Origin of the sequence: Microbacterium mangrovi (assembly GCF_000802305.1) — a bacterium.
Lineage (GTDB): Bacteria > Actinomycetota > Actinomycetes > Actinomycetales > Microbacteriaceae > Microbacterium > Microbacterium mangrovi.
Window position 1 is genome coordinate 1 of the sequence record NZ_JTDK01000006.1, and the last position, 26614, is coordinate 26614.

Consider the following 26614-nt stretch of genomic DNA (forward strand, 5'->3'; position numbering starts at 1 on the left):
GACTCATCAGAGACCTATGTCTCGACTCATCACAAACGCCCCCCCGGGAGGATTCGAACCCCCGACCTGGCGGGTAGAAACCGCTCGCTCTGTCCCCTGAGCTACGGAGGGAAGGGCTTCCAGATTACCGTTCGACGACGGCGGTCGGCACCTCGGTGCGCAGCGCCCGAGAAGGGCGGCGGGTATCGAACAGCGGCAGCGTGATGCCGACGAGGGGTCCGATCCCGAACGCGAACGCGAGTGTGCCGATGCCGACCGTGCCGCCCAGCGCCCACCCGACGACGAGGACGGTGATCTCGACCGTGCCGCGGCAGACCCAGATCGGCCAGCCCAGCCGGGCGTGCATGCCGATCATCAGTCCGTCGCGCGGCCCGGGGCCGAAGTGAGCACCGATGTACAGTCCGCTCGCGACCGCGACGAGGAGGATGCCCGCCACGAGGAAAGCGATCCTGAGCGCGAGCGAGTCGGCCGGAGGCAGGACGGCGATCGTGAGCTGCATCGCGGTGCCGACCAGGAGGATGTTCGCGACCGTGCCGATGCCGGGCTTCTGGCGGAGCGGGATCCACAGCAGCAGGACCAGGAGTCCCACGATGTTGGTGATCCATCCCACGCCGATGCCCGTGTGCACCGACAGGCCCTGTGCGAAGACGGTCCACGGATCCACGCCGAACCCGGCGCGGATCATCACGCCGTCTCCGGCGCCGTACAGCGCAAGTCCCACGATCAGCTGAACGACTCGTCTCACCATGCCACCCAGCCAATCGTAGAATTGGCCTGCTGTACAGATGCCAATCGGGGTAGAGTGGCCCCATGAACTCACAGCTCTCCGCTCGCGCCCTGGCGACGATGCTCGGCATCTGGCGCCTGCGCGAACCTGCCTACGAGGCCCTGGCAGACGCGGTGCGATTGCTGTGCCTCGACGGGCGCATCGTTGCGCGCACCGGCCTGCCGGCCGAGCGGGAACTTGCGGCCGAACTCCGGGTGAGCCGCACGACGGTCGCCTCGGCCTACCAGAGTCTGCGCGAGAGCGGGCACATCGAGAGTCGTCGCGGTGCGGGGAGCGTGACGCTCCCGGCGACCCAGCGCACCGTCGATTTCGGATCGCCCCGCGAGGGCATCGACCTGCAGCGGGCATGTCCGCCGGCCTGGCCCGGCCTGGCGGCGCTCGCGGCCGAGGTGATGCAGAACGCGACGACGTTCATCGGTCAGGCCGGCTACGACATGATCGGCAGCGAGAACCTGCGCACCGCGATCGCCGACCGATACACGCAGCGCGGACTGCCGACCACGCCCGACGAGATCCTGGTCACCAATGGAGCGCAGGCGGCGATCCATCTCATCGCCGCCGTGATGGTCGGCCGTGCCGACCGGGTCGCGATCGAGACCCCGACATATCCGCATGCGGCGGATGCGCTGCGGGCGGCCGGCGCGCGGCTGGTGCCGCTGCCGGTGTCATCGGAGAGCGGGTGGGACCTCGACCAGGCCGAACAGGTCTTCGCACGGACCCAGCCCACGTTGGCGTACCTGATGCCGGTGTTCCAGAACCCCACCGGCCGAAGCATGAGCCTCGAGGAGCGCGAGGCTTTCGTGGACGCCGCCGGCCGCTCGGGCACGGTCCTCGTCGTCGACGAGACGACGGCGGAGTTGTCCACGGACGACCGACCGCTCCCGGGGCCGATGCTGTCGGACGGGATCTGCGAGATCATCCATCTCGGGTCCCTCGGAAAGACGGTGTGGGGCGGCCTCCGTGTCGGCTGGATCCGAGCGGCCCCCGACATCCTGAGCCGCCTCGTCGCCAATCGTCCGGCGTTCGACCTCGGGACGCCCGACCTCGACCAGGCGATCTCCGCGCTGGCGATACGCCGGATGGACGACATCCTGCCGCAGCGCCACGCCCTCCTGCGAGCCGGGCGCGATGCCCTCGTCGACCGCCTCGCAACGGCGCTGCCGACGTGGCGGGCGACAGTGCCCGACGGCGGGGTTTCGCTCTGGGTCGATCTCGGAGCACCCGTCAGCAGCGCACTGGTGGTCGCCGCCCACGCGCAGGGCGTTCATCTGACGGCCGGCTCGCGCTTCGGCATCGGCGGTGGGCATGATGCCCGCTTGCGGATTCCTTTCACGGCGACGCCCGATGAACTGCGAGCAGCTGTCGAGGTGCTCGCGGAGGTCTGGCCGGATGTCTCGAAGCGTGCCGGCCTGGCCGTCCGTGGCGCGGCGCCCGTCGACGCGGTCGTGTGATGGCGGCTCACCGCGCGTAGCGCAGCGTCTCGATCGCATCGCGCCGGCGGGAGAAGTCGCCCACCGCGACGAGGGCGGCCGTCGCCCTGCGGTAGCGCGAGGCGCGGTAGCGCACGCCGCCATCACCCCTCAGCTCATCGAGGTGGCCGATGATGCGGCCGTTCAGGACGACCCGCCAGCGGGCGTCGCCCAGGGGAACGAGGGTCGGCCCGGTGCTTCGCACCGCCGCCGCCCCCGTGCCCCGGTGTTCTGATCTCTCCATGGTCTGCGTGCTCATGACCCCTCCTGTGGGAAGAACATACGTTCGACCTCCGACATCGGTGCCCTGCGGCGCCGGGCGGACCCGCAGGTCGGCAGCAAGACGCGCTGGCCTGCGTCACGCCGCGGTCGTCCCCTGTCCACAGGCGCCCTGGCCCGACGTGTTCTCCACAGTTTCGAATCTCGGCAGCGGCGCGATTCCTCTGACGTTGCAGGCTGAGGGGGTCTCCGGTGCCCGATTCGGGCACGCGGGCACCGGAGACGGCGGGGAGGGCCCCCGTCACGGATGAGAGGAAAGACAATGACCGACTCGATCACGATCACGGGCAACATCACCGAACCGGAGCTGAGGACCATGCCGAACGGCGACGCAGTCCTGAGCTTCAGAATCGGGGCGCCCCATCGCGTCTTCGACAGGGCTCAGCAGAAGTGGGTCGAAAAGTCCACGAGCTGGTACTCCGTGTCGGCGTTCCGGGGGCTGGCCCAGCACGCGTTCGCTTCTCTGCACCGCGGCGACCGCGTCGTCGTCCACGGACGGCTGAGGCTCAAGGAATGGGAGAATGCCTCCGGCGTGCACGGGTTCGCCGCCGAGATCGATGCCGACAGCCTCGGCCACGATCTGCTCTTCGGGACGACGACGTTCGCCAAGGACGAGAGCCGAAGTGCTGGCGCCGTCGCCGAATCGTGGGCGCCGGCCGAAGCGACGCCGGACACGGGGGAGTCTTCCCGGGCTGCGACCGATGGGCGCGATCGGGAGCTCGCATTGGCCGGTGCGCAGTCCGGCGGAGCGGACCAGCCGTTCTGACGCGAGCGGGGCGCCGCGCGTTCGGCGGCCGGAAAAGTCCGGACTCCCTAAACTCGACGTGTGTCCAGCACCACGGGTCGACGCGCGGCAGCCGGGGGCGGCGGCGTCCTCGTGGCCGCACTGCTGCTGAGCGGTTGCGGCATCCCGGCCCCGGCCGCGCACAGCGGTTCGGCGTCGTCATCGCTCACGCCCGCGCTCACGCCCGGGTCCGCGGGGACGGAGGCACCGCGCGGTGCCGTCGCCCTGCTCGCCGACGGGTCGGCGCGTCAGAACCTTCCCTTGTTCCGCGCGGTGACCGAACGCGTGTGGGCGTCTTCGCACCGGGCGGAAGGACGCGCCTACGTCGATGCGCTCGTGAAGGCCGGATTCGCGAAGTCCGCGATGCAGGTCACGAACGATCGATCGACGGTCGGCAACCCGGCGGAGAGCATCCAGTTCTCGGTGCGTTGGAAGGACGGCCAGTGCCTGGTGGGCCAGGTCGGCCCGGCCACGGGCGATCCCGTCACCGTCGTCGTGGCCGGTCTGCCGGGCGGGAAATGCCTGATCGGCGATACGCGCCCGATCACCTGGTGATCCCCGCATAGACTGGTTCGGCTATGGCTGAATATATCTACCAGATGGTCCGCGCCCGCAAGGCTGTCGGTGAGAAGCTCATCCTCGACGACGTCACGATGGCGTTCCTGCCCGGTGCCAAGATCGGCATGGTCGGTCCGAACGGTGCCGGAAAGTCCACGATCCTCAAGATCATGGCCGGTCTCGACACCCCGTCCAACGGCGAGGCGAAGCTGACGCCCGGCTTCTCCGTCGGCATCCTCATGCAGGAGCCCGAACTCGACGAGTCCAAGACCGTCCTGGAGAACATCCAGGACGGCATCGCCATCAAGGCGAAGCTCGACCGCTTCAACGAGATCTCCGCACTCATGGCCGATCCGGACGCCGACTTCGACGCGCTCCTGGCCGAGATGGGCGGACTCCAGGAAGAGATCGACGCCGCCGACGGCTGGGACCTCGACTCCCAGCTCGAACAGGCCATGGACGCCCTGCGCACGCCTCCTGCCGACGCCGCGATCGCCCCGCTCTCGGGCGGAGAGAAGCGACGCGTGGCGCTCGCACGCCTCCTCCTGCAGAAGCCGGATCTGCTGCTGCTGGACGAGCCGACCAACCACCTGGATGCCGAGAGCGTCCTGTGGCTGGAGCAGCACCTCCAGGCCTACAAGGGTGCCGTGATCGCGATCACCCACGACCGGTACTTCCTCGACCATGTCGCCGAATGGATCGCCGAGGTCGACCGCGGCCGGCTGATCGGGTACGAGGGCAACTACTCGACCTACCTCGAGAAGAAGGCCGAGCGCCTCGACATCCAGGGCAAGAAGGACGCCAAGCTGGCCAAGCGCCTGAAGGACGAGCTCGAGTGGGTCCGTTCGAGCGCGAAGGGCCGCCAGACCAAGTCGAAGGCGCGCCTCGCCCGCTACGAGGAGATGGCCGCCGAGGCCGAGCGCACGCGCAAGCTCGACTTCGAGGAGATCCAGATCCCGGCCGGCCCGCGACTGGGCAACGTCGTGATCGAGGCGAAGAAGCTGCAGAAGGGCTTCGACGGTCGTTCCCTGATCGACGGGCTGAGCTTCAGCCTCCCGCCGAACGGGATCGTCGGCGTCATCGGCCCGAACGGCGTCGGAAAGACGACGCTGTTCAAGACGATCGTCGGCCTCGAGCCGCTCGACGGCGGCGACCTGAAGATCGGCGAGACGGTCAAGATCAGCTACGTCGACCAGTCGCGCGCCAACATCGATCCCGAGAAGACGCTGTGGGAGGTCGTCTCGGACGGACTCGACTTCATCACCGTCGGCAAGACGGAGATCCCCTCGCGCGCGTACGTCTCCAAGTTCGGCTTCAAGGGACCCGACCAGCAGAAAAAGGCCGGCGTCCTCTCCGGTGGTGAGCGCAACCGGCTGAACCTCGCCCTCACCCTCAAGGAGGGCGGCAACCTGCTGCTCCTCGACGAGCCGACCAACGACCTCGACGTGGAGACCCTGCAGTCGCTGGAGAACGCGCTGCTCGAATTCCCCGGCTGTGCGGTGGTCATCACCCACGACCGGTGGTTCCTGGACCGGATCGCGACGCACATCCTCGCCTACGAGGGCACCGACGAGAACCCCGACCAGTGGTACTGGTTCGAGGGCAACTTCGAGGCGTACGAGAACAACAAGGTCGAGCGTCTCGGCGTGGAAGCGGCGCGCCCGCACCGCACCACGTACCGGAAGCTGACGCGTGACTGACACGTCGGCGGCCGTCGGCGTCGCACATGGCGGAGAACGCCTCCACGTCCCGATCCCGCTGCGGTGGGGAGACCTCGACGCGTTCAACCACGTCAACAACACGGCGATGCTGAAGCTGCTCGAGGAGGCCCGCGTGCGGGTCTTCTGGCGCCCCGCGCCCGGTGAGGACGCGCCGCCCACCGCCGTGCTGGAGTCGGGTCTGCACGCGGGCGTGCTCACGCTCATCGCCCGTCAGGAGATCGAGTACTACGCGCCGGTGCCGTACGGCCGGCATCCCCTGGACGTGCAGCTGTGGTTCAGCCGCCTGGGCGGATCGAGCATCGAGGTCTGCTACGACGTCTGCTCACCGCGTGCGTCGGCGACCGACGTGGACCCGCAGACGGTCTACGCGCGAGCCGTGACGACGGTCGTCAAGGTGGATGCCGAGACCGGGCGTCCGCTGCGGCTGAGCGACGAAGAACGTGCGGCCTGGTCGCCGTACCTCGGCGCGTCGCCGTCCTTCACCTACCGCCGTTGACCATGGCGTGCGCGCCGGAGCGGCGGGGTCATTCCGCCGGCTCGGGCGCGCGCACCATGATCTCCTGCGCGACGCTGGCGAGGAGTTCGCCGCTGCGCTGGTAGATGCGTCCGTTGGCGAGACCGCGGCCGCCGCGGGCGCTGGGGGACTGCTGCACGTACAGCATCCACTCGTCGACGCGGCCCGGGCGGTGCCACCACATCGCGTGGTCGAGGCTGGCCACCTTCAGCCCGCGCGTCGCCCACGGCACCCCGTGCGCGCGCAGGATGGGCTCCTGGATGGTGAGATCGCTGAGGTAGGCGAGCGCGGCCTGGTGGATCGCCGGGGCATCCGGAAGCGCCCGTCGCGTGCGCATCCACACGGCCTGGTGCGGCTGCGGCTCGCCGTCGACGGTGACGTAGATCGGCGACGGCACGTGGCGAAGATCGACCGGACGGTCGGTGAACAGCCGCTTGGACATCGGGTGCAGCCCCGCGAGATGGTCTTCGACGTCGGGAAGGGTCTCCGGGTCCGGGATGCCCGTCGGCATCGGCTTCTGGTGCTCGAGTCCTTCGTCGGCCACCTGGAACGAGGCGATCATCGAGAAGATCGGAACGCCGGCCTGGAACGCCTGCGTGCGCCGCGTGGAGAATGAGCGACCGTCGTGGATCCGATCGACCGCGAACGTGATCCCGCGGTCTGCGTCTCCGGGACGGAGGAAGTATCCGTGCATGGAATGCGGTGTGCGGTCGTCCTCGACGGTCCGCGACGCCGCCACGATCGACTGCGCCAGGACCTGACCGCCGTAGACGCGCCCGAGCGGCATCGGCTGGGACACCCCGGTGAAGATGTCCTCTGTGGTGCGCGCCTCCGACTCGGCGAGGTCGAGCACCTGCAGCAGCGATTCGATCGGGTCGATGAACGGTTCGTCGGTCACGGCGCAGCCTCCGGGTGTCTGCGGCATCCGGCGCCGCTCCTCGAGTCTAAAGCGGTCACGAAGGGCGGCCCGCACACGCGCGGCCTGTAGGTTGGGGAGGATGTCCGCCCGCCTTGCCTTCGCCGATTCCGATGCCGCCGCCGACCTGCTCACCTTCGCGGGGCGCGCCGCGCGTCTCGACGACGGCCTCGTGCACCTGCGGGCCGCCGGGGGAGTGCTGGCGATGAGCTGCGCCGCGCTGACGTCGTCCGGACTCATGGACACCACCCCGACGGTGCTCGGGATGCGGATGCTCCCGATCGACCCGGAACTCGAATGCGATCTGGTGGTGCAGGCATCCGCGCTGGTCGCCGACGGTCCCGACGGTGTCGCGCTTCCGGCCAGCGCCACCCGGACCGCCTGGGCGGGCATCGCCCCGCCGCGCAGCGGCTGGGAGATGTCCGGCGAACTGCCGGCATCCGTTCTCGCGGCCCGCGCTCAGCACGGGATGGCGTCGGTCGCGCACGCCGTGCCCGATGCGGCGGGAGAGGACGTGGTGCGTGCCGTCCGCGGCCGCATCTGGGGCGCTCCCGACGAAGACCTGCAGGGGCTTCCCGCGGGTGTCGCCTTCGCCGCCTTCGCGCTGGGTTTCATCCACGGCGACGAGGTCGCCGCCGTGCGTCGTGCCGGGGTGTGGACCCGCGTCTCCCTCCAGCGCGGGCACGTGCTGGTGCGGCAGCGCCCCTCCGCACGGAGCTGACGCCGCTCCGGTCATCCGCCGGGCATTCCGGGCGGCCTGTGCGAGACTCGCCAGGTGACTGTGATCGACGACGCCATCTATGTCGACGGGCGCCGTGTGGCGACCCCCGCCGGGCTGGAGGACACTTTCGAGGCGCTGCAGGAGCACGGGGGATTCGCGTGGATCGGCCTGTACCGTCCCGACGAAGACGAACTCGAGATCGTCGCGGACGAGTTCCAGCTGCATCCGCTCGCCGTCGAAGACGCCCTGACGGGCCACCAGCGTCCGAAGATCGAGCGGTACGGCGAGTCGCTGTTCGCGGTGCTCCGGCCCGCGCGCTACCTCGACGACATCGAAGAGGTCGAGTTCGGCGAAGTCCACACGTTCATCGGCGAGGACTACCTCATCGCCGTGCGACATGCGGAGTCCCCGAACATCGCGCAGGTGCGCGCCCGGCTGGAGAGCACGCCCGAACTTCTCGCGCACGGTCCCCTCGGCGTCTTCTACGCCATCATCGACGAGGTCGTCGACAAGTACCAGCCGGTGCTGAGCGGCCTGGAGAACGACGTGGACGAGATCGAGCGGGACCTGTTCTCCGACGACGGCGCCCGCGTCGCGAAGCGCATCTACGACCTCTCCGGCGAGGTGATGGAGTTCCAGCGTGCGACGAAGCCGCTCATCCCCCTGATCGAGTCGATCCGCTTCGATCTGGAGCGCCGCCACCGCAGCGACGAGGCGGCGCTGGAGCTGCGGCGGTCCTTCCGCGACGTCCTGGACCACGTGCTGCGGGTCGTGGAGAAGACCGAAGAACTCCGCCAGACCCTGCAGAACGCGCTGAGCGTGAACGCGACCCTGGTGGGTCAGCGACAGAACGACGCGATGAAGAAGATCTCGGGCTGGGCGGCGATCATCTTCGCGCCGACGCTCATCTCGGGCATCTACGGCATGAACTTCGACCGGATGCCGGAGCTGCACTGGTACTGGGGGTATCCGATCGCGCTGATCGTGATGCTCGCGTTCGCGGTCTTCCTCTACGTGATGTTCAAGCAGCGCAACTGGCTCTGACCCGGCTCACGAGGCGGCGACGATCGCGCGCCCGGCGTTGCGGCCGGAGAACAGGCATCCGCCCAGGAAGGTCCCCTCGAGCGCTCGGTATCCGTGGACGCCGCCGCCGCCGAACCCGGCCGCCTCGCCGACCGCGTAGAGACCCGGAATCGGCTCGCCGTCCTCGCCCAGGGCGCGCGACGACAGATCGGTCTGGATGCCGCCCAGCGACTTGCGCGTGACGATGTGCAGCTTCACCGCGATGAGCGGCCCGGACGAGGGGTCGAGGATGCGGTGCGGCGCCGCCGTGCGGATGAGGCGGTCCCCGCGGAACGAGCGGGCCTGACGGAGCATCCCGATCTGCGCGTCCTTGGTGAACTCGTTGTCGATCTCGCGGTCGCGGGCGACCACCTCGTCGTGCACGCGATGGGGGTCGAGTGCGTCTCCGCCGGGAAGCGCCCGCATCCCGTCGATGAGCTCGGGCAGCGTGTCGCGCACCACGAAGTCCGCACCGTGGTCGAGGAACGCCTGCACGGGCGCAGCGGCGCCCTTTCCGAGCCGTGCGCGGAGCAGTTCAGGGATGTCCCGGCCGGTCAGGTCGGGGTTCTGCTCGCTCCCGGAGAGCGTGAACTCCTTCTCGACGATCTTCTGCGACAGCACGAACCACGAGTGATCGTGCCCCGTCTGCCGCAGGTGCTCGAGCGTCCCCAGCGTGTCGAACCCGGGGAAGAGCGGAACGGGAAGCCGCCGGCCGGTGGCATCCAGCCAGATCGATGACGGACCGGGAAGGATCCGGATGCCGTGGGAGGGCCAGATCGGATCCCAGTTCTGGATGCCTTCGACGTAGTGCCACATCCGGTCGCCGTTGACCAGCCGCGCTCCGGCGTCGGCGGACGGCTGCTGCATCGACCCGTCGACGTAGGCGGGGACACCGGTGATCATGCTCGCAGGCGGCGTGCCGAGCCGCTCGGGCCAATTGCGCCGCACGAGCTCGTGATTGCCGCCGATCCCGCCGCCGGCGACGACCACGGCATCCGCGGTCACGGTGAAGTCGTCGACACCTTCGCGACCCGTGGCGACTCCTCGTGCCGCGCCCGACGGCGCCAGCACCTCGCCGGACGCGCCCACGACGCGGCCGTCGGTGACGGTGAGCGCGGTGACGCGGTGGCGGGGGAGAACCGTGATGAGGCCCCGGCTCTCGGCATCCGCGACGGCGGCGGCGAACGGGGCGACGATCCCGGGGCCGGTGCCCCACGTGATGTGGAAGCGGGGCACCGAGTTCCCGGGTCCGAGGGCGGTGTAGCCGCCGCGCTCGGCCCATCCGACGACGGGGAAGAATCCGACGCCCTTCTCCCGCAGCCACGCGCGCTTCTCACCGGCCGCGAACTGCAGGTAGGCATCCGCCCACCGCCGCGCCCAGACATCCTCGTCGCGGTCGAAGCCGGCGGTGCCGAACCAGTCCTGGCGGGCGAGCTCGAAGCTGTCGTGCACCCCGAGGCGTCGCTGCTCGGGCGAGTCGATGAAGAACAGTCCGCCGAACGACCACCAGGCTTGTCCGCCGAGGTTGCTGCGCGGCTCCTGGTCGACGATCACCACGCGCTTGCCGGCGGCCGCGGCCTCGGACGCGGCGACGAGACCGGAAAGGCCCCAGCCGATGACGAGGACGTCCGCCCGGTGCGTCGCGCTCATCGCGCGTCTCCGGAGTGCAGGCCGATGGTCGGGCGCCCGCCGGCGGAGGGGGCGCCGGGCGTCCCCGGCGTCGCATCGAACGTGTTGACCATCGCGTGCGCCGCGCGCTGCAGGTAGTCCCACAGCGTCGTCTCGTAGAGCTCCGGGAGCTCGAGCTCGTCGACGGCGACGCGCATGTGCGCCAGCCAGCGGTCCCGTGCCTCCGGGTTGATGTGGAACGGGACGTGCCGCATGCGCAGCCGCGGATGCCCGCGGTTGTCGCTGTAGGTCGTCGGACCGCCCCAGTACTGCTCGAGGAAGAGCATCAGGCGCTCTTCGGCGGGGCCGAGGTCCTCCTCGGGATACATCGGACGCAGCACCTCGTCCGTCGCGACGCCCTCGTAGAACCGGGCGACCAGCCGTCGGAAGGTGTCGTGCCCGCCGACCTGCTCGTAGAACGTGCTCATGGTCTCATCGCTCACGTTTCGGGCTCCGTTCCGCCGTCTGCCGGCTTCTTGGGCTTTCGGGGAGACCGCTTCGGTTTCCACACGACGTCGGCGTCGACCGGGACGGGCTTCGTCTTGGGCGGGTTCGCGCCGCGCACCCGCTGCGCGCCCTCGAGTCCGGTCAGCATGATCGAGTTCAGCTGCGGAAGCTTCACGCCGAGCTCGTCCATCGCATGCTTCAGACGCATGCGCAGCTCGCGCGCCACGTCGTCCTTCGCGCCCGCACGGGTCTTCATCACGAGGCGGATGACGAGGGCGTCGCCGGTGACCGATTCGAGCCCCCACACCTCGGGCTGCTCGATGATCCGGGTGCGCCACTTCGGGTCCTTCGCGAGACTCCGGGCGGCCTGCAGCATGCTCTCCTCGACGGCGTCGATGTCGGCATCCACCGGCACGGAGAGGTCGATGATGACGCGGGACCACCCCAGCGACATGTTGCCGATGCGGGTCACTTCGCCGTTGCGGACGTACCAGAGCGTGCCGTTGACGTCCCGCACCTGCGTGATCCGGACGCTGACCGATTCGACGACCCCCGTCGCGAGGCCGAGATCGACGACGTCGCCGATGCCGATCTGGTCCTCCGCGACGATGAAGATGCCGTTCAGCACGTCTTTCACGATGTTCTGGGCACCGAAGCCGAGACCGGCGCCGACGGCGGCGGTGAGCAGTGTCAGGGAGCCGAGCGCATTGGGTGCGAGCACGCTGAGGATGAGGATCAGCACCACGATCACCGCGGTGACGTTGACGATGTTCCGCAGGATCGAGCCGAGGGTCCGGGTGCGCTGCACGAGGCGGACGGACGCCACCGGCGACCGGTCGAGGGCTTGGGTGTCGGCCACCTGCGCCTTCGACTTCGCGCCGTTGACGATGCGTCCCACGACCAGCCGGATGACGTAATGCAGGATCCAGACGATGATCACCGCGGCGACGACGATGCCGGCGACCGCGAGGAGGTTCTGACCGGACTCGACGAAGAATTTCCCCACGCTGCTCCACCACGCCGGATTCGTCAGATCCGGCGTGGTGGACGAAGGCGACGGCGAAGGGGACGCCACGGCTGCGATGTTCACCGCTGCGTGTCGCGCTCCTGCACGGCGAGGGCGCGCTCGACACCGGCCAGGTTCTCGGCCACGAGGCGGCGCAGCGCCGCCGGGGCGTCCGCGTGCTCACGCAGCCAGGAACGGGTGGCGTCGCGGAGGGCGACGTCGGCCAGGGGCGCCGGGAACAGGCCCACGATCAGGTACTGCGCGATCTGGTAGGTGCGGGAGTCCCAGATCGGCAGCAGCATGTCGAAGTACGGCTGCACGAACTCGTCGAGCAGGTTGCGGGTGGCCGGGTGGACGAAGCCGAGGGCGGCCGAGCGCACGACGGTGTTCGGAAGGTCGTCGCGGACGACGAGGGCCTCCCACGCCCGGTGCTTCGCGGCCGCCGACGGCAGCGCGGCCTTGGCCTGCGCGGCGAATTCCCCGCCCTTCGCGGTGTTGTCCGCGGCGAGAGCGAAATCGATCTCGGCGTCGGTGACCACGCCGCCGGCGGCCAGCGAGACGAGCAGCTGCCACGACAGGTCGGTGTCGATCTCGAGACCGGCGAGGGACGTGGCCCCGTCGCGCAGCGCCTTGACCTGCTGCCACTGCGCGCTCGTCGCCGCGGCCGAGGCGAAGGCGGTGACCAGCTGGAGCTGGCTGTCGCTGCCGGCGACGGCCGCCTGCGCGAGGCGCCAGAGCTCGTCGGCGACGCGCACGCGCGTGTGCTCGCGCTCCACCGGGTCGACGTAGGAGTTCGCGGCCAGCAGGAGCTGACCGAGCGTCGTGCGCACCGTGGTCGACTCGGTCTCCGCGCCGATGTTCGCGAGCACCAGGTCGACGTAGTCGGATGCGGATGCCTCCGCGTCGCGGGTCTGGTCCCACGCGGCCCCCCACACCAGCGAACGGGCGAGGGGGTCGCTGATCTTCGACAGGTGCGCGACGGCGGTCGCCAGCGACCGGTCGTCGAGGCGGATCTTCGCGTAGGCGAGGTCGCCGTCGTTGAGGAGCACGAGGTCGGGACGGGCCATGCCCTTCAGCGTCGGAACGTCGGTGCGGTCGCCGTCGACATCCAGCTCGAGGCTGTGTACCCGCACGAGCTCGTCGCCCTGCAGGCGGTAGAAGCCGACGCCGAGGCGGTGCGGGCGGATGGTGGCGTAGTCGGCCGGCGCGGTCTGCACGATCGCGAACCGGCTGATGAGGCCCGAGGCGTCCTCTTCGATGAGCGGCGTCAGCGTGTTCACGCCCGCCGTCTCGAGCCACTTCTTGGACCAGGTCGACAGGTCGCGGCCGCTGGTGACCTCGAGCTCGGCGAGCAGGTCGCTGAGTTCGGTGTTGCCCCACTGGTGCTTGCGGAAGTACGCGCCGACGCCGGCGAAGAAGGCGTCGATGCCGACCCACGCGGCCAGCTGCTTGAGGACCGAGCCGCCCTTCGCGTACGTGATGCCGTCGAAGTTGACCTGGACGTCTTCGAGGTCGTTGATCTCGGCCACGACGGGGTGGGTCGAGGGGAGCTGGTCCTGGCGGTAGGCCCAGGTCTTCTCCATCGCGTTGAACGTCGTCCAGGCCTCGGTCCACTCGGTGGCCTCGGCGGTGGCGATGGTCGACGCCCACTCGGCGAACGACTCGTTCAGCCACAGGTCGTTCCACCACTTCATGGTGACGAGGTCGCCGAACCACATGTGGGCGAGCTCGTGCAGGATCGTGACGACGCGACGCTCCTTGACGGCGTCGGTGACCTTGCTGCGGAACACGTAGGTCTCGGTGAAGGTCACCGCGCCGGCGTTCTCCATCGCGCCCGCGTTGAACTCGGGGACGAACAGCTGGTCGTACTTCGCGAACGGGTAGGGCACGCCGAACTTCTCCTCGAAGTACGCGAAGCCCTCGCGGGTCTTTTCGAAGATGTAGTCGGCGTCGAGGTACTGCCACAGGCTCTTGCGGCCGAAGACGCCGAGCGGGATGACGCGTCCCGACGAGCTGGTCAGCTCGGAGAACGTGGCCTCGTACGGGCCGGCGATGAGCGCGGTGATGTACGACGAGATGCGCGGGGTGCGCTCGAACGTCCAGGTCGCGGAGCCGTCGCCACCGGCGATGGGTTTGGGCGTGGGGGAGTTCGACACGACCTTCCAGGCCGCCGGGGCGGTCACGGTGAACTGGAAGCCCGCCTTGAGGTCGGGCTGCTCGAACACGGCGAACACGCGCCGCGAATCCGGCACCTCGAACTGCGAGTACAGGTAGGCCTCGCCGTCGACCGGGTCGACGAAGCGGTGCAGACCCTCGCCGGTGTTGGTGTACAGGCAGTCCGCGTCGACCACGAGTTCGTTCTCGGCGGCCAGATCGGTCAGCTCGATGCGCGAATCGGCGAACGCGGAGACCGGGATGCTGCGCCCGTTCAGCGTGATGGAGCGCACCTCGCGCGCGATCAGGTCGATGAAGGTGGAGGCCCCCGGGGTCGACGAGAACCGCACGGTGCTGATCGATCCGAACACCTCCTCGCCGCGGGTCAGGTCGAGCCGCACGTCGTATTCGTGCGTGTCGACGATGGCGCGGCGCTCCTGCGCCTCGATGCGTGTGAGGTTCTCTCCTGGCACTGCGATGCTCCCGTGTCGATGTGGGGGATGTGCCGACGATGCTGCTGGCATCGGCGGCAACCCGATCCAGCCTATGCGACGCGCGCTCGATCGCCCCGACAGGCGTGCACTTCCAGCGCACTCTGTTCACCTTCAGTGCGACTGTTCCCTCAGGATGGAGGGGTGACATCCGATCAGATCGTGCCGTTCGCATCACCCGCCGCCGCCTGCGGCGCCCCCCACATCGAGGAGCCGGTCGCGTACGACGGCATCCTCCTCGCCGGTTTCGGCGGCCCCGAGGGGCAGGACGATGTCATCCCGTTCCTGCGCAACGTCACCCGTGGCCGGGGCATCCCGGACGAGCGCCTCGAAGAGGTCGCGCACCACTACCGGCACTTCGGCGGCGTCAGCCCGATCAACGCGCAGAACCGTGCGCTGAAGGCGGCGCTCGAGGCGGAACTCGCCCGGCGGTCGATCGACCTTCCCGTCTACTGGGGCAACCGCAACTGGGCTCCGATGCTCGACGATGCCGTGAAGGATGCCGCCGCCGCCGGCGACACGAACCTGATCGCGATCGCGACCAGCGCATACTCGTCCTTCTCCAGCTGCCGCCAGTACCGCGAGGACTTCGCGCGGGTGCTCACCGACACCGGCCTCGGCGGCACGGTCACGATCGACAAGGTCCGTCAGTTCTTCGACCACCCGGGATTCGTGCAGCCCTTCGTCGACGGTGTGCGCGACGGCCTGGCCGAACTGCTCGGCGACGGCACCGCGCCCGAGCAGGTGCACGTGCTGTTCTCCACGCACAGCATCCCGACCGCGGACGCGGAGCGATCGGGCCCGCGCGATCAGGACTTCGGCGACGGCGGCGCGTACGCGGCCCAGCACCGTGCGGTGGCCGCCGTCGTCATGGCCGCGGTCGCCGAGGAGATCCCGGAGGCGGCGCGCGTCGGCTGGGAGCTCGTCTTCCAGTCCCGTTCCGGCCCGGCATCCCAGCCGTGGCTCGAGCCGGACGTGTGCGACCGCATCGCCGAGCTGCCGGCATCCGGCGTCACGGCTGTCGCCGTGGTGCCGCTCGGGTTCGTCAGCGACCACATGGAGGTGCTCTGGGACCTCGACAACGAGGCGATGGATGCCGCCGCCGAAGCCGGTCTCCGGGCCGTCCGCACGCGCACCCCGGGCGTCGACCCGGCATTCGTGTCGGGTCTGGTCGACCTCGTCGAGGAGCGCCTCGCCGGGACGCCGGTCACCGACCGCGTGCACCTCACCGACCTCGGGCCCTGGTACGACGTGTGCCGCCCCGGATGCTGCGAGAACATCCGCGCCGGCTTCAAGCCCGCCGCGGCCGGTCTCGTTCCCTGATCCGGCGTCTCCCGCGTTCTCTAGGATCGAGATCATGCGCATCCACATCGCGACCGACCACGCCGGCCTCGAGTTCTCCGTCCAGCTGCAGGAGCACCTGCGCCAGGCGGGCCACGAGGTCACCGACCACGGCCCCGTCGAGTACGACCCGGTCGACGACTACCCGTCGTTCTGCATCCGCGCGGCGCAGGCCGTCATCGCCGACCAGACCGCGGGTGTCGAGGCCCTCGGGATCGTCTTCGGCGGTTCCGGCAACGGCGAGCAGATCGCGGCGAACAAGGTCGCGGGCATCCGAGCGGCGCTCGTCTGGAACACCTCGACCGCCGAGCTGGCCCGGCAGCACAACGACGCCAATGTGATCGCGATCGGTGCGCGTCAGCACAGCTTCGAGGAGGTCGTGTCGCTCATCGACACGTTCATCGCCACCCCCTTCTCGGAGGAGGAGCGGCACGTGCGACGCATCGCGCAGATCCGCGCGTTCGAGGAGAGCGGCGCCCTGCTTCCTGACCCGCGCGCCGGTCGCTGATGCCCGAAGGGCACTCCGTCCACCGCATCGCCCGTCAGTTCGAGCGCAACTTCGTCGGTCGCCCGGTGACCGCATCGAGCCCGCAGGGGCGCTTCGCCGAGGGTGCCGCGGTGCTCTCCGGGCGGGAGATGACAGCCGTGCGAGCGGTCGGCAAGCAGATGTTCGCCGAGTTCGACGAACAGCTGTGGCTGCGCGTGCACCTCGGGCTGTACGGCGCGTGGGACTTCGCGGGCGAGATCCTGGTCGACCCGACGATCGCGTCGGCGAACGGGCGGATGGGCCAGACGAACCAGCGCGGGACGGATCTCGAGGAGGCCCTCGGCGGCGCGGTCTTCGACGCGGCCGGCGAGAACTCGCTCACGTCGATCGGCGCGCCGCGCAAGACGCGGGTGCACGTGCGCATGTCCGAGCAGACCACCGGGCTGGCGGACGAAGACGGGGAGTGGCCGCCGCCGGTCGTGGGCCAGGTCCGGCTGCGCCTGCTGACCGACGCCACGTGCGCGGACCTCCGCGGGCCGACCGCGTGCGTCATCCAGACGCCGGACGAGATGCTGCAGACCGTCGCGAAGCTCGGGCCGGACCCGCTCGTCGACGACCCGGAGGTCGGGGAGCGGCGCTTCCTGGCCGCCGTCGCGCGCCGCAACGTCGCCATCGGCCAGCTGCTGATGGACCAGGCGATCGTCAGCGGCATCGGCAACGTCTACCGCGCCGAGATGCTGTTCCGCGCCCGGCAGAACCCGCACACGCCCGGGCGGGACGTCCGCCCCGAGGTGGTGCGTGCGATCTGGCGGGACTGGGTGCGCCTGCTGCGCATCGGCGTCGAGACCGGGCAGATGATGACGATGGACGACCTGTCACCCGAGGACTGGCGGCGGGCGATGGCCAGCCGCGACGACCGGCACTGGGTCTACCACCGCGCCGGGCTGCCCTGCCGGGTGTGCGGCACGGCGATCGTGGTCGAGGAGATGCAGGCCCGCAAGCTCTACTGGTGTCCGCGCTGCCAGGCGTGACCCTAGCCTGGAGCCATGCGGTACAACCCCAAGTTCGCCCTCGACGACCTCGCCGAGATGCGCCGGATCGTCGAAGAGAACCCGTTCGCGACGATGATCAGCGACACGCCTGACGGCCTGGTGGCATCCCACTACGCGATGATGCTCGACCCGGAGCGCGACGATCTGACGATCATCGCGCACGTCGGGCGGCCCGACGAGCAGCTGCACGGACTGGGGCAGCGCGAGCTGCTCGTGGTCTTCGCCGGGCCGCACGGCTACATCTCGCCGGGCTGGTACGGCGACGGCACGCAGGTGCCCACGTGGAACTTCACCGCCGTGCATCTGGCGGGGGTGCCGGAGATCCTGAGCGCCGAGGAGAACCTGCGTGCGCTCGACGGCCTCGTGCACCACTTCGAGCGGCACCGGCCCGAGCCGAGGCTGCTGTGGAGCCCGCCGAACGATCCGGTCGCGATCGAGCGGCTCGAGAAGGGGACCGTGGGATTCCGCCTCACGCCGGCGCGTGTCAGCGCGAAACGAAAGCTGAGTCAGAACAAGCCGCCGGAGGTGGTGGAGACGATCATCGCGGAGCTCGCCGGCGACGGGCCGTTCGCCCACCCCCAGTTGGCGGCCGAGATGCGCCGGGTGCATCCGGCGGCAGGGGAGTAGCAGATGGCATCCGTTCCCGAAGTGGTCGCCCACGTCGACGTCATCGCCGGCGTGCGCCTGGCGTCCCGCGACCGGTACGACCCGTTCGGCGACCAGCCCGTCGACGTGCATCTCGCGGACGGGCGCATCGCCGACATCGGCCCGGCCGGTGCGCTTCCTCGCCGCGGCGTCGTGCTGGACGCGGACGGATGCCACCTCGCCGCCGGGCTGTGGGACCACCACGTGCACACCGTGCAGTGGGCCCTGAACGCGCAGCGCACGTCGCTCGAGTCGGCGGGGTCCGCGGCGGAGGCGGTGGCCGTCATCCGCGACGTGGCCCCGCTCGCCGACGGGCGCCGGATCGGAACGGGCTACCGTGATGCTCTCTGGGAGGATGCGGCGTCGCTCGAGGCGCTGGATGCCGCGACCGGGGACGTTCCCACCTACCTGGTAAACGCCGACGCGCACAGCATGTGGCTCAACTCCGCCGCGCTCGCGCGGGAGGGATTCGCGCCGCCCGCTGACGGGCTGCTCCGCGAGAACGACGCATTCGAGGTGTCGCGACGGCTCAACGAGGTCGAGACGGCGACGGCCGATGCGATGGTGCGGGATGCCGCGGCCGCCGCGACGGCGCGCGGCATCGTCGGTGTCGTCGATCTCGACATGGGGTGGAACGACGAGGCGTGGCGGCGGCGTCTGGCCGACGGGTTCGACCTGTGGCGGGTGGAGTTCGCCGTCTACCCTCACCACCTGGACCGTGCGCTGGCCGAGGGCCTCGTGAGCGGGGACCCGCTGCGGGATGCGGCATCCGACCTCGTCCGCGTCGGACCCCTCAAAGTCATCGCCGACGGGTCGCTCGGCACGCGCACGGCCGCGTGCACGCACCCGTACGCGGACGACCCGCGCAACTTCGGCACGCTGAACCTCACGCCCGACGAACTGCGCGAGCTCATGACCGCCGCGGCCGGCGGGGGGCTTGCATGCGCCATCCACGCGATCGGCGACCGGGCGAACACCGAGGCGCTCGATGCGTTCGCCGCGACCGGCGCGTGGGGCACGATCGAGCACGCCCAGCTGATCGCGGCCTCCGACCTGCGCCGGTTCGCCCGGCTCGGCGTCGGGGCGAGCGTCCAGCCCGTGCACATGCTCGACGACCGGGACATGACCGACTCGCTGTGGGCACGTCAGACTTCGCGCGCGTATCCGCTGCGTGCCCTGCAGGATGCCGGAGCCACCCTGCTCTTCGGCTCGGACGCCCCGGTGGCTCCCCTCGACCCGTGGGCCGCGATCGCCGCGGCGGTGTGGCGCACCCGCGACGGGCGAGACCCCTGGGAGCCGGATCAGGCCCTCGACGCCGGGACGGCGTTGGCGGCATCCACCCGCGGCGGCAGCGCGGACGATGCAGCCACGATCATGCCGGGCGAGGTCTCCGACCTGATCGTGTGCGAGGCCGACCCGATGTCGGCGTCCGCGGATGAACTTCGCGCCATGCGCGTCGCGGCGACGATGATCGGCGGACGCCTCACGCACCTCGCCTGATCCGCCGAGCACACGCGGAAGGCCGCGGGGAGGTTGTCCCCGCGGCCTTCGCGTTCTGCCGGCCTCCGCCGAGCGGACTCAGCCGTTGGCGGCGTCCTTGACGGTCCAGTGCGTGGCGTTCTGCTTCCACTGGGCGTCGGATGCCGTCTTCTTGCCCGGCTTCACCGGTGCCGTCTTGGTCGACGTCACCGACAGCACCTCGGCACGCTGGCCCGGGGCGCCCTGCAGGTGAAGGACGAGGGCCTGGGTGCTCTTGGTGGCGTCCGATCCGAGGGTGTAGGGGATCGTGACGCCGCCCTTGTCGAGGTACAGCGGGCTGCCGACGACGAGAGCCGGGTCGGCGACGTCGTAGGCGATCGGCTTCGACGTGTCGATCGCTTCGCCGGTGTAGCCCGAGATCGTGGCGACCTGGTAGGTCACGGGGACCGAGGTCGCCGTCGACGGAATCTTCAGCGCCTCTGTGCTCACCGGGATCACCAGCGCGTCGCTGTCGAACACATTCGTGTCGACGTCGCCGAAGTTGAAGTTGGTGGGCTGGGCGTCGACCGTCTTGCCGGTGTTGAGGTCCACGAGGAAGGCGAGCGGAACGTCCGTGTCAGGGTAGTTCTGCACGTACACCTCGAAGTCGGGCTTGCCGTCTCCCGTGGTGTCGATGTCGACCACCGGGATGACGGTGTTGCCGTACGCAGCCCACTGGCCCCACGTGTTGATGCCGAAGTACAGGAACCCGGCCGAGCTGCCCGCGCCGACGTAGCGCAGGTCGCCGGAGGAATCCGATCCCATCGCGAGGCAGCCCGTGGTCTGGCCTGCGGAGCACGCCTTCATCTTGCCGCTGGTGTCACCCAGCTGCAGCACGGAGGCGAGCGACGTGAACGCGGTCGAACCCGTGCCCAGCGCGAAGCCGGACCCGCTCAGCTGCAGCGACGTCGTCGCGGAGTCGCCCTTGCCCGTCGTCACGGCCTTCGTGCTCGTGGCCGAGATCGGCTTCACCGCGCCGTAGACCGGAACGCGCAGGGCGGTCTGGCCGGGCGAGGACACCAGCACGCGACCGGAGGAGTCCGACACGTACTGACGGGGAAGGCCGATGCCGGAGTCGGCATCCATCGTCGGGTCGAGCGTCTTGCGGAGCTTCGTCGGGTCGACGTTCAGCGTCACCCGGACCGTGGAGGACTTGCCGGCGGCGACGGTCACCGCGGACGGCGAGACCGTGTAGGTCACGCCGGGCTGAGCGGTGATCGCGTCGTACTTCAGCGAGACGGTGCGAGCGGCCGTGCCGGTGTTCTGCACGACGAGGGTGCGGCTTTCGCTGTACGACTTCTGCGTGATCGGCACGGCGACAACGCCGAACGAGGCCGAGACGGCACCCGCGACGTCCTTGCTGTAGACCAGCAGGTCGTTGGAGACCGCGGAGGCGGCATCCACGCGTCCGGCGCCGACTCGGGCCGGTCCGTAGATCGGGCCGGTCTTTCCGTCGCCCGCGTAGATGTCGTGGCCGGCGGTGTTCATCAGGTCGGCCTTGAGCTGCTCGGTGGTCCACGACGGGTGCGCGAGCTTCACGAGCGCCGCGATGCCCGCCACGTTCGGCGTCGCCATCGAGGTGCCCGAGATCACCAGCGGCTTGTTGCCGGTGCCGAGACCCGCTGAGGCGATGGTGTCACCCGGAGCGGCGATGTCGGGCTTGACGACACCGATGGAGCCGTGGGTGCCGCGCGACGAGAACGAGCTGACGGTGTCGGTGAGGCCCGGCAGGAACGTCGACTGCGTCGTGGCGAGGTCGCCGTCGAACGTGACGTTCAGCGTGCCGGCCTCCATCGCCGGACGCAGCTTGGCGGTGCCGTCGGCGGTCAGCTGGGCGACGGGGATGACCGTCGAGCCGGTGATCCCTGCGTTGAAGTTGTCGAGCGTCGAGGTGAAGATCGCGCCGATCGCGCCGGCCTTCGCGACGTTCCCGGAACGTCCGACCGAGCCGCACTTGCGGGTCGCATCGTTGTCGTCCCACACCAGCCACGCGACCTTGCCCTTGACGGCGGCGGCATCGGCCGCGCTGAGGGGCGCGCATCCGTCGGCGTTGTCGGCCGAGAGCGCCACGACGTCCCCGGTCACGGGAGCGGCGGTCATCCACGGGAACGCGACCGAGAACTGGACGGGCACATTCCCGGCGTCTGCCGCCGGGGCGTTGACCCTCAGACCGTCACGGAGCACGTACGAGTCCACCGAGGAGGCGACCGCGACCGAACGCGTCGCGTTGCCCGGGGACCCACCGGCGTCGGTGATGTCGCCCGCGTTGCCCATCGCGATGACCGGCAGCACGCCGTGCTTCGCGAGGTTGTCGACGACCGCGTTCTCCGGGTCGTCGGCGGGCGCGAAGTCGGAACCGAGCGACAGGTTCACGATGTCGAGGTGGTCGGAGAAGTCGCCGTCGCCGTTCGGGTCGAGCGCCCAGTCGAGGGCCGGGATGACCACGTCGGTCGACCCCGTGCAGCCGAACACCTTGAGCGAGTAGAGGGATGCCGCCGGAGCCATGCCGGGGCCGACCTTCATCGAATACAGGTCATCGCCGGAGAGCTTGCCGTAGTCGCCGGTGAAGGTCTTGCCGTCGGCGCCGACTCCGTAACCGGCGACGGTTCCGGCCACGTGCGTGCCGTGCTCGCCGCAGCCGAGCGGGTCGAGGTCGGGGTGCGGCGTCGGCTGGTAGTCGGCGGCCTTCGGGTCGGCGTTGTAGTCATCGCCGACGAAGTCGTAGCCGCCCACGACCTTGGCCGCGGCGAGCGGGGTCATCGTGTCGCGCCAGTTCGGGTTCGCGCTGTTCGCGTGCGCGGCATCCCACGCGGCGACCGTGCCCACCCCGCCGAAGTCGGCGTGGGTGTAGTCGATGCCGGTGTCGATGACGCCGACGGTGACGCCCTTGCCGAGATTGCTGGCCTGCCAGTCAGCCACGGCGTTGGTCAGCTGGGCGGTGCTGGCGTTCTCGAGGGTCTTGGGGATGACCGGGGAGATCTTCACGACGTCGCTACGCGTCGCCAGGTCGTCGATCGCGGCCTGGTCGAGCTGCGCGGCGAAGCCGGGGATGGCGTTGGTGACCGTGTAGAGCTGCTTCGCCTTGGAGTCGGTGCTCTTGGCATCGGCGAAGGCGGATGCCGCGTCGCTCTTGATCTGGGCCTTGCGGGCCTTCGCCGCAGCCTTGCCGGTGGCCTTGGTCGATGCGGCGGCCGCGGTGTCGGCGGCGCCGGCACCGGAGAGCTGCACGAACACCGTGTGTCGTCCGGCTCCCTTGAGCTGGAGCGAGTCGGCGATCTTCAGCTTTGCGGCAGCCGTTCCGGGCGTGACGTGCGGTGCCGCCCCCGGATCGTCTGCGGCCCAGCCCGGTCCCGCGATGCCGAGCGTCGTGACGACGGCTGCGGCGGCGATGCACGCCGTCCATGTCCGTCCTCGACGCATGGATCGTCCATCCATCGGTTTCTCCTACCTGGTTTGGTGAAGGTGCTGCGCGCGTCTCCTCGTCGAGACGAACGCGAACCCGCGCCCTCCTGGCACGGATTCTGGAAAATTGCTGAGGAGTGCCAAAGAGCCCCCCGCGAGCAACATGGGAGCCAACCTAGCGAACATCATGTGCGTGCGGGCGGCCGTTCCGGCCAGCGACCGGTACCGGACGGGTCGGCGGTCTACGCTCGACCCATGAGCATCGCCGATTCCGCCTCGATCCTGACCGTCCTCGGCAAGACGCCGGTGCTTCATGAGAATGTCTTCATCGCAGACGGCGCGCGTGTCGTCGGCGATGTCCGGCTGCTCGAGGGATCGAGCGTCTGGTACAACGCGGTGCTGCGTGCCGACGGCGACTCCATCACGATCGGGGTCGGCAGCAACCTGCAGGACAACGTCGCGGTCCATGTGGACCACGGGCATCCGGTCGTGCTCGGCGAGGACGTCTCGGTGGGGCACAACGCCGTCATCCACGGCTGCACGATCGGCGACGGGTCGCTGGTCGGGATGGGTGCGGTCGTGCTCAACGGCGCGCGGATCGGCAGGGGATGCCTCATCGCCGGGGGAGCGGTCGTGCTCGAAGGCACCGTCGTCCCGGACGGCTCGCTCGTCGCGGGCGTCCCGGCGAAGGTGCGCCGCGAGCTGACCGACGAGGAGAAGGCGGGGCTCGTGAAGAACGCCCGCGTCTACCGCCGGCACGTCGCGGAGCACGAAGAGGCGACGCCCGCGTGACCCGCCCGCGGCGTCGGGTGCGCGACTGGCTGAGCTGGGTGACGTTCGTCCTCGGGGCGGCGGGTCTGCTCGTGGTCGCGTGGGTGTGTCTGACGGAGTGGGGCGCGGTGGTGCACGGGCATCCCGCGTACGCGGTCTGGCTGGGGGTGACGGCGCTCGCCTCGCTGTGGACGGCGATCGTCGGCCTCCGCGGAAGGCCGGGCCGTCGGCGCACGACGGGCCGGATCATGCTCGTGGTCCTCGGCGCAGCCTGGCTCGGAGCGACCGCGTGGCTGCGGCCCTACACCGCGGTCGAACCCGCCTTGACGGCGATGACGTCGGGCTCCACTGTGACGGTGAGCGAGACGGCCACCCGGATCGTGCTCACACCCCGCAAGAATTCCGACCCGACCGGAGTCTTCTTCCAGCCCGGCGCGTTGGTGGACGCGCGGGCGTACGCGGCCGTGCTCCGCCCGCTCGCCGCGGACGGACACACCGTCGTGATCGCGAAGCAGCCGCTGGGCGTCGCGTTCCTCGCTGTCGGTGCGCTGGATGCCGCGCGGACCGACTTTCCGCACGTCGCCGGCTGGGTGGTGGCGGGGCACTCGCTGGGCGGCACGGTGGCGGCGATGGAGGCGGATGCCGACGACGACGCGCCCCAGCATCCCGCGGTCGGGCTGATGCTCTACGCCTCGTACCCCGCGGACGACATGAGCGAGACGCTGAAGGTTCCGGTGCTGTCCATCTCCGGTTCGCACGACGGTCTGTCGACACCGGCGAAGATCGCCGCGTCGCGGGCGGATCTGCCGTCCGACGCGCTCTTCGTCGTTGTGCGCGGAGCCGTCCACGCCCAGTTCGGCTCCTACGGTCCGCAGACCGGCGACGGCACGCCCGCGATCAGCAACGCCGACGCGCGCAGGCAGATCAGCGACACGAGCGTGCAGTGGGTGGACTCGGTGCGCCGGTGATGCAAGTCCACCTCGCTATACGGTTGTGCGCGTGAGATCGCAGAGACGTCGGCGTCGTTGGGCGGCCGCCGCGGGAATCACCGCTGGCGGACTGGTCGTCGTCTGTGCGGCTGTCATCGCAGGGCCGGCGATCCAGCAGTCGCTCGGCGGGGGACTGTCGTGCGCATGGCCAGCGCACATTCACGCGAGCGGCATCCGGCCCGGGCAGGAGGGAGCAGTCCGCTGCTACCTCAAAGCGCTCGCGAGCGGCGACGCCGAGGAGATGAAGTCCGTCATGCCTGACCCGTCATATGACGAAGGTGAAGGAAGGCTGACGGCTGCGGCATTCGTCTTGTCCGAAGACGCCCGTCACGGAACGGCCACCGTCTTCATCGTTCAGAACGGCTCCGATTCGGCGTATTTCGACGCGTGCATCCGCTTCGCCGACGGAAAGGCAGTCGACCACGGATTTTCGATCGCCGATCCGACCGACGGCACGAGCTGGCGGGTGTGGGACCCGAATCAGTCAGACAAGGTGATCTACTCCCCGGCATCCAACCCGGACGATCCCTGCATGGTCGACTTCCCGTAGTCCTCGGCGCGCCTCAGGCGATCCACGAGTGACTGCCGTGGAGGGATGCCGGAAATCGAACCTCCGCTGGCGTACGCTCCGGATGTGGTTGATTCGTCAGCGTGGGCGAGAACGCTGCTCGGCGCAGGTGTTCCCGGCAGTCAGGCGTGGTTCGTCTCTCGCGTGGTGCTTTCACTCGCCGCACTGGGAGCAGCCCTAGTCGCCTTGTACATCGTGGGCTGGTTCTTCTGAAACCCGCCGCCCGACGAGAGCGGGTATCTGCGCGCACTGCACAAGAGCGACTCTGTGGTGTTCCTTGATCACACGGATCAGCAGATGGTCGCGATCGGCTATCGAATCTGCCGACTGATCGAGGATCCCAACGGTCCTTCCGATTTCAGCTACACCGGCATGGTCTCGACCTACGCCATGGAGCATCTCTGCTCGGACTAATAATCGTCTCGGGCTCGGCAGCGTGGTGATGATGCCGAGCAGGGTGCCTGACTCGAGACGGGCGGCATACGCAGGAGGTTAGGCGCGGCATCCGATGGTCTTCTTGTGCTGTTCCCTCGAGCAGGCTAACCGGCGCCGAGATCGCGGACCGCGGCGCACGCTGAGCTGTGTTTGACTCTTGTCGTGTCTCGACTCGATCCTCACCGCCGACGCACGCTTATTGTCGCGCTGATCCTCTCGGCGCTCGCGTTTGTCGGCTGGGCGGCGACCCGGGTGCTGATGTGGCAGGCCTTGACCGCCGGTGGGACGGCGGTGCGCTATTCGGATTCCGCGCCGCAGCCCGTCGACCCGTTCTTCGTGTCGAACATCGCCGGAGCGCTCACGTTCCTCGTGACCGTCGCCGCACTCTGCTCGGTCATCGTTCTTGCTTTCCAATGGGCCCGCAGCAGACGCGTCCGGTGACAGCCATCGCCTGGCCGCATATCGTCGTCCGCCGTCGCGCCGGCGCTCAACCGAGTAGCCATGCATTGCTCGCGGTCAGCGGGCCGGGCCGGAGGGGCAGTGGAGGGGATGACGGGAATCGAACCCGCGTAATCAGTTTGGAAGACTGAGGCTCTACCATTGAGCTACATCCCCGTCGTCGCGTTTGCGACCTTCACGAGTGTAGTGGATGTTTCGGGCGCCGCTGACCGCGTGCAGGGGCGGTGCAGTCCTGTCGGCTAGACTCTCTGTGGCCGTTTCGGCGCACTTCGTGTGCGCGCCCGGGGCGTAGCTCAGCTTGGTAGAGCGCCCGCTTTGGGAGCGGGAGGCCGCAGGTTCAAATCCTGTCGCCCCGACGAACGGCCCCCAA

The 26614-nt window shown here is 69.6% G+C and carries 24 protein-coding genes and 3 tRNA genes; 17 read left to right on the plus strand and 10 right to left on the minus strand.

Annotated elements, in window-relative coordinates:
* Positions 1 to 38: 38 nt before the first annotated feature.
* Positions 39 to 111 (minus strand) — tRNA-Arg (locus LK09_RS04035).
* A gap of 13 nt (positions 112 to 124) precedes the next feature.
* Positions 125 to 748 (minus strand): membrane protein YczE, encoded by a 624-nt coding sequence (gene yczE / locus LK09_RS04040; RefSeq protein WP_052226401.1) that lies wholly within the window; start codon positions 746 to 748, stop codon positions 125 to 127.
* Positions 749 to 810: 62 nt separating this feature from the next.
* On the opposite strand from yczE, the gene yczR reads away from it, so the two are divergent.
* Positions 811 to 2238: a MocR-like transcription factor YczR gene (gene yczR / locus LK09_RS04045; protein ID WP_039396377.1), complete on the plus strand. Its 1428-nt coding sequence runs from the start codon at positions 811 to 813 to the stop codon at positions 2236 to 2238.
* A 7-nt stretch (positions 2239 to 2245) separates the two neighbouring features.
* Here yczR and LK09_RS04050 read toward each other — a convergent pair whose 3' ends face one another.
* Complete coding sequence (locus LK09_RS04050) at positions 2246 to 2515, minus strand: hypothetical protein (protein ID WP_052226402.1); 270 nt, start codon at positions 2513 to 2515, stop codon at positions 2246 to 2248.
* Between the two features lie 282 nt (positions 2516 to 2797).
* Here LK09_RS04050 and LK09_RS04055 point away from each other — a divergent pair, with 282 nt between their 5' ends.
* The 4 genes from LK09_RS04055 to LK09_RS04070 are packed head-to-tail and all read left to right on the plus strand — an operon-like array spanning position 2798 to position 6094.
* Positions 2798 to 3301 carry a single-stranded DNA-binding protein gene (locus LK09_RS04055; protein WP_052226403.1) on the plus strand — a complete coding sequence of 168 codons (504 nt, stop codon included), beginning with the start codon at positions 2798 to 2800 and terminating at the stop codon, positions 3299 to 3301.
* Between the two features lie 60 nt (positions 3302 to 3361).
* Entirely contained in the window at positions 3362 to 3874 is a 513-nt protein-coding gene (locus LK09_RS21715; protein ID WP_197060964.1) for a DUF6993 domain-containing protein, read from the plus strand.
* Positions 3875 to 3897: 23 nt separating this feature from the next.
* Positions 3898 to 5577, plus strand: a complete 1680-nt coding sequence (ettA, locus tag LK09_RS04065) for an energy-dependent translational throttle protein EttA (protein WP_039396380.1) — start codon at positions 3898 to 3900, stop codon at positions 5575 to 5577.
* Positions 5570 to 6094, plus strand: coding sequence for an acyl-CoA thioesterase (locus LK09_RS04070; protein WP_052226404.1), 525 nt, complete (start codon positions 5570 to 5572; stop codon positions 6092 to 6094). Before ettA ends, LK09_RS04070 begins: the two co-directional genes overlap by 8 nt.
* Positions 6095 to 6122: 28 nt before the next feature.
* Here the strand turns inward: LK09_RS04070 and LK09_RS04075 are convergent, their stop codons facing one another.
* Positions 6123 to 7037 carry an acyl-CoA thioesterase gene (locus LK09_RS04075; protein ID WP_156138645.1) on the minus strand — a complete coding sequence of 305 codons (915 nt, stop codon included), beginning with the start codon at positions 7035 to 7037 and terminating at the stop codon, positions 6123 to 6125.
* A 73-nt stretch (positions 7038 to 7110) separates the two neighbouring features.
* On the opposite strand from LK09_RS04075, the gene LK09_RS04080 reads away from it, so the two are divergent.
* Together LK09_RS04080 and corA are read left to right on the plus strand one after the other, a co-directional pair.
* A complete protein-coding gene (locus LK09_RS04080) occupies positions 7111 to 7749 on the plus strand; it encodes a hypothetical protein (RefSeq protein ID WP_039396383.1) in 639 nt (212 codons plus the stop codon).
* Positions 7750 to 7803: 54 nt separating this feature from the next.
* Complete coding sequence (corA, locus tag LK09_RS04085) at positions 7804 to 8793, plus strand: magnesium/cobalt transporter CorA (protein ID WP_039396386.1); 990 nt, start codon at positions 7804 to 7806, stop codon at positions 8791 to 8793.
* Between the two features lie 6 nt (positions 8794 to 8799).
* Here the strand turns inward: corA and LK09_RS04090 are convergent, their stop codons facing one another.
* From LK09_RS04090 to pepN, 4 genes are read right to left on the minus strand one after another with little or no spacing between them, the layout of a single operon-like run.
* A complete protein-coding gene (locus LK09_RS04090) occupies positions 8800 to 10461 on the minus strand; it encodes an FAD-binding dehydrogenase (protein ID WP_039396388.1) in 1662 nt (553 codons plus the stop codon).
* Positions 10458 to 10907 (minus strand): globin, encoded by a 450-nt coding sequence (locus LK09_RS04095; protein ID WP_039397989.1) that lies wholly within the window; start codon positions 10905 to 10907, stop codon positions 10458 to 10460. Before LK09_RS04095 ends, LK09_RS04090 begins: the two co-directional genes overlap by 4 nt.
* 11 nt (positions 10908 to 10918) lie before the next feature.
* Positions 10919 to 12001, minus strand: coding sequence for a mechanosensitive ion channel family protein (locus tag LK09_RS04100; protein ID WP_052226565.1), 1083 nt, complete (start codon positions 11999 to 12001; stop codon positions 10919 to 10921).
* Between the two features lie 11 nt (positions 12002 to 12012).
* Positions 12013 to 14559 carry an aminopeptidase N gene (pepN, locus tag LK09_RS04105; RefSeq protein ID WP_039396389.1) on the minus strand — a complete coding sequence of 849 codons (2547 nt, stop codon included), beginning with the start codon at positions 14557 to 14559 and terminating at the stop codon, positions 12013 to 12015.
* A 162-nt stretch (positions 14560 to 14721) separates the two neighbouring features.
* Here pepN and LK09_RS04110 point away from each other — a divergent pair, with 162 nt between their 5' ends.
* Genes LK09_RS04110 through LK09_RS04130 form a run of 5 tightly spaced genes read left to right on the plus strand, consistent with a single transcriptional unit; the run spans position 14722 to position 19602 of the window.
* Entirely contained in the window at positions 14722 to 15900 is a 1179-nt protein-coding gene (locus tag LK09_RS04110; protein ID WP_039396393.1) for a ferrochelatase, read from the plus strand.
* 34 nt (positions 15901 to 15934) lie between these two features.
* Entirely contained in the window at positions 15935 to 16426 is a 492-nt protein-coding gene (locus LK09_RS04115; RefSeq protein WP_039396397.1) for a ribose-5-phosphate isomerase, read from the plus strand.
* On the plus strand, positions 16426 to 17436 hold the full coding sequence (locus LK09_RS04120; protein ID WP_039396401.1) for an Fpg/Nei family DNA glycosylase: 1011 nt from the start codon (positions 16426 to 16428) through the stop codon (positions 17434 to 17436). The genes LK09_RS04115 and LK09_RS04120 overlap by 1 nt, the downstream gene beginning before the upstream one ends.
* Positions 17437 to 17451: 15 nt before the next feature.
* Positions 17452 to 18084 (plus strand): FMN-binding negative transcriptional regulator, encoded by a 633-nt coding sequence (locus LK09_RS04125; RefSeq protein ID WP_039396404.1) that lies wholly within the window; start codon positions 17452 to 17454, stop codon positions 18082 to 18084.
* A 3-nt stretch (positions 18085 to 18087) separates the two neighbouring features.
* On the plus strand, positions 18088 to 19602 hold the full coding sequence (locus LK09_RS04130; protein ID WP_039396405.1) for an amidohydrolase: 1515 nt from the start codon (positions 18088 to 18090) through the stop codon (positions 19600 to 19602).
* Between the two features lie 78 nt (positions 19603 to 19680).
* Here LK09_RS04130 and LK09_RS04135 read toward each other — a convergent pair whose 3' ends face one another.
* Positions 19681 to 23055: a S8 family serine peptidase gene (locus LK09_RS04135; protein WP_082008048.1), complete on the minus strand. Its 3375-nt coding sequence runs from the start codon at positions 23053 to 23055 to the stop codon at positions 19681 to 19683.
* Positions 23056 to 23277: 222 nt separating this feature from the next.
* On the opposite strand from LK09_RS04135, the gene LK09_RS04140 reads away from it, so the two are divergent.
* From LK09_RS04140 to LK09_RS04155, 4 genes are all read left to right on the plus strand, one after another.
* A complete protein-coding gene (locus LK09_RS04140; protein ID WP_039396408.1) occupies positions 23278 to 23814 on the plus strand; it encodes a gamma carbonic anhydrase family protein in 537 nt (178 codons plus the stop codon).
* Complete coding sequence (locus LK09_RS04145) at positions 23811 to 24761, plus strand: alpha/beta hydrolase (protein WP_052226406.1); 951 nt, start codon at positions 23811 to 23813, stop codon at positions 24759 to 24761. Before LK09_RS04140 ends, LK09_RS04145 begins: the two co-directional genes overlap by 4 nt.
* 262 nt (positions 24762 to 25023) lie before the next feature.
* The gene (locus tag LK09_RS04150; protein WP_156138646.1) at positions 25024 to 25332 is read left to right on the plus strand and encodes a hypothetical protein; all 309 of its coding nucleotides are present in this window, start codon (positions 25024 to 25026) and stop codon (positions 25330 to 25332) included.
* Positions 25333 to 25947: 615 nt separating this feature from the next.
* Positions 25948 to 26226, plus strand: a complete 279-nt coding sequence (locus LK09_RS04155; RefSeq protein WP_039396414.1) for a hypothetical protein — start codon at positions 25948 to 25950, stop codon at positions 26224 to 26226.
* Positions 26227 to 26326: 100 nt separating this feature from the next.
* Here LK09_RS04155 and LK09_RS04160 read toward each other — a convergent pair.
* Positions 26327 to 26400 (minus strand) — tRNA-Gly (locus LK09_RS04160).
* Between the two features lie 126 nt (positions 26401 to 26526).
* Here LK09_RS04160 and LK09_RS04165 point away from each other — a divergent pair.
* Positions 26527 to 26600: transfer RNA gene (locus LK09_RS04165), tRNA-Pro, on the plus strand.
* Positions 26601 to 26614 lie beyond the last annotated feature (14 nt).

Excerpts from the sequence above, each read along its gene's own strand:
- LK09_RS04090 (WP_039396388.1), bottom strand. The coding sequence starts at position 10,461 with ATGAGCGCGACGCACCGGGCGGACGTCCTCGTCATCGGCTGGGGCCTT.
- LK09_RS04140 (WP_039396408.1), top strand. The coding sequence starts at position 23,278 with ATGAGCATCGCCGATTCCGCCTCGATCCTGACCGTCCTCGGCAAGACG.
- LK09_RS04075 (WP_156138645.1), bottom strand. The coding sequence starts at position 7,037 with ATGCCGCAGACACCCGGAGGCTGCGCCGTGACCGACGAACCGTTCATC.
- LK09_RS04095 (WP_039397989.1), bottom strand. The coding sequence starts at position 10,907 with ATGAGCACGTTCTACGAGCAGGTCGGCGGGCACGACACCTTCCGACGG.
- yczE (WP_052226401.1), bottom strand. The coding sequence starts at position 748 with ATGGTGAGACGAGTCGTTCAGCTGATCGTGGGACTTGCGCTGTACGGC.
- yczR (WP_039396377.1), top strand. The coding sequence starts at position 811 with ATGAACTCACAGCTCTCCGCTCGCGCCCTGGCGACGATGCTCGGCATC.
- ettA (WP_039396380.1), top strand. The coding sequence starts at position 3,898 with ATGGCTGAATATATCTACCAGATGGTCCGCGCCCGCAAGGCTGTCGGT.
- LK09_RS04120 (WP_039396401.1), top strand. The coding sequence starts at position 16,426 with ATGCCCGAAGGGCACTCCGTCCACCGCATCGCCCGTCAGTTCGAGCGC.
- LK09_RS04130 (WP_039396405.1), top strand. The coding sequence starts at position 18,088 with ATGGCATCCGTTCCCGAAGTGGTCGCCCACGTCGACGTCATCGCCGGC.
- LK09_RS04050 (WP_052226402.1), bottom strand. The coding sequence starts at position 2,515 with ATGAGCACGCAGACCATGGAGAGATCAGAACACCGGGGCACGGGGGCG.
- LK09_RS04125 (WP_039396404.1), top strand. The coding sequence starts at position 17,452 with ATGCGGTACAACCCCAAGTTCGCCCTCGACGACCTCGCCGAGATGCGC.
- LK09_RS04080 (WP_039396383.1), top strand. The coding sequence starts at position 7,111 with ATGTCCGCCCGCCTTGCCTTCGCCGATTCCGATGCCGCCGCCGACCTG.
- LK09_RS04150 (WP_156138646.1), top strand. The coding sequence starts at position 25,024 with ATGAAGTCCGTCATGCCTGACCCGTCATATGACGAAGGTGAAGGAAGG.
- LK09_RS04135 (WP_082008048.1), bottom strand. The coding sequence starts at position 23,055 with ATGGATGGACGATCCATGCGTCGAGGACGGACATGGACGGCGTGCATC.
- LK09_RS04115 (WP_039396397.1), top strand. The coding sequence starts at position 15,935 with ATGCGCATCCACATCGCGACCGACCACGCCGGCCTCGAGTTCTCCGTC.
- LK09_RS04055 (WP_052226403.1), top strand. The coding sequence starts at position 2,798 with ATGACCGACTCGATCACGATCACGGGCAACATCACCGAACCGGAGCTG.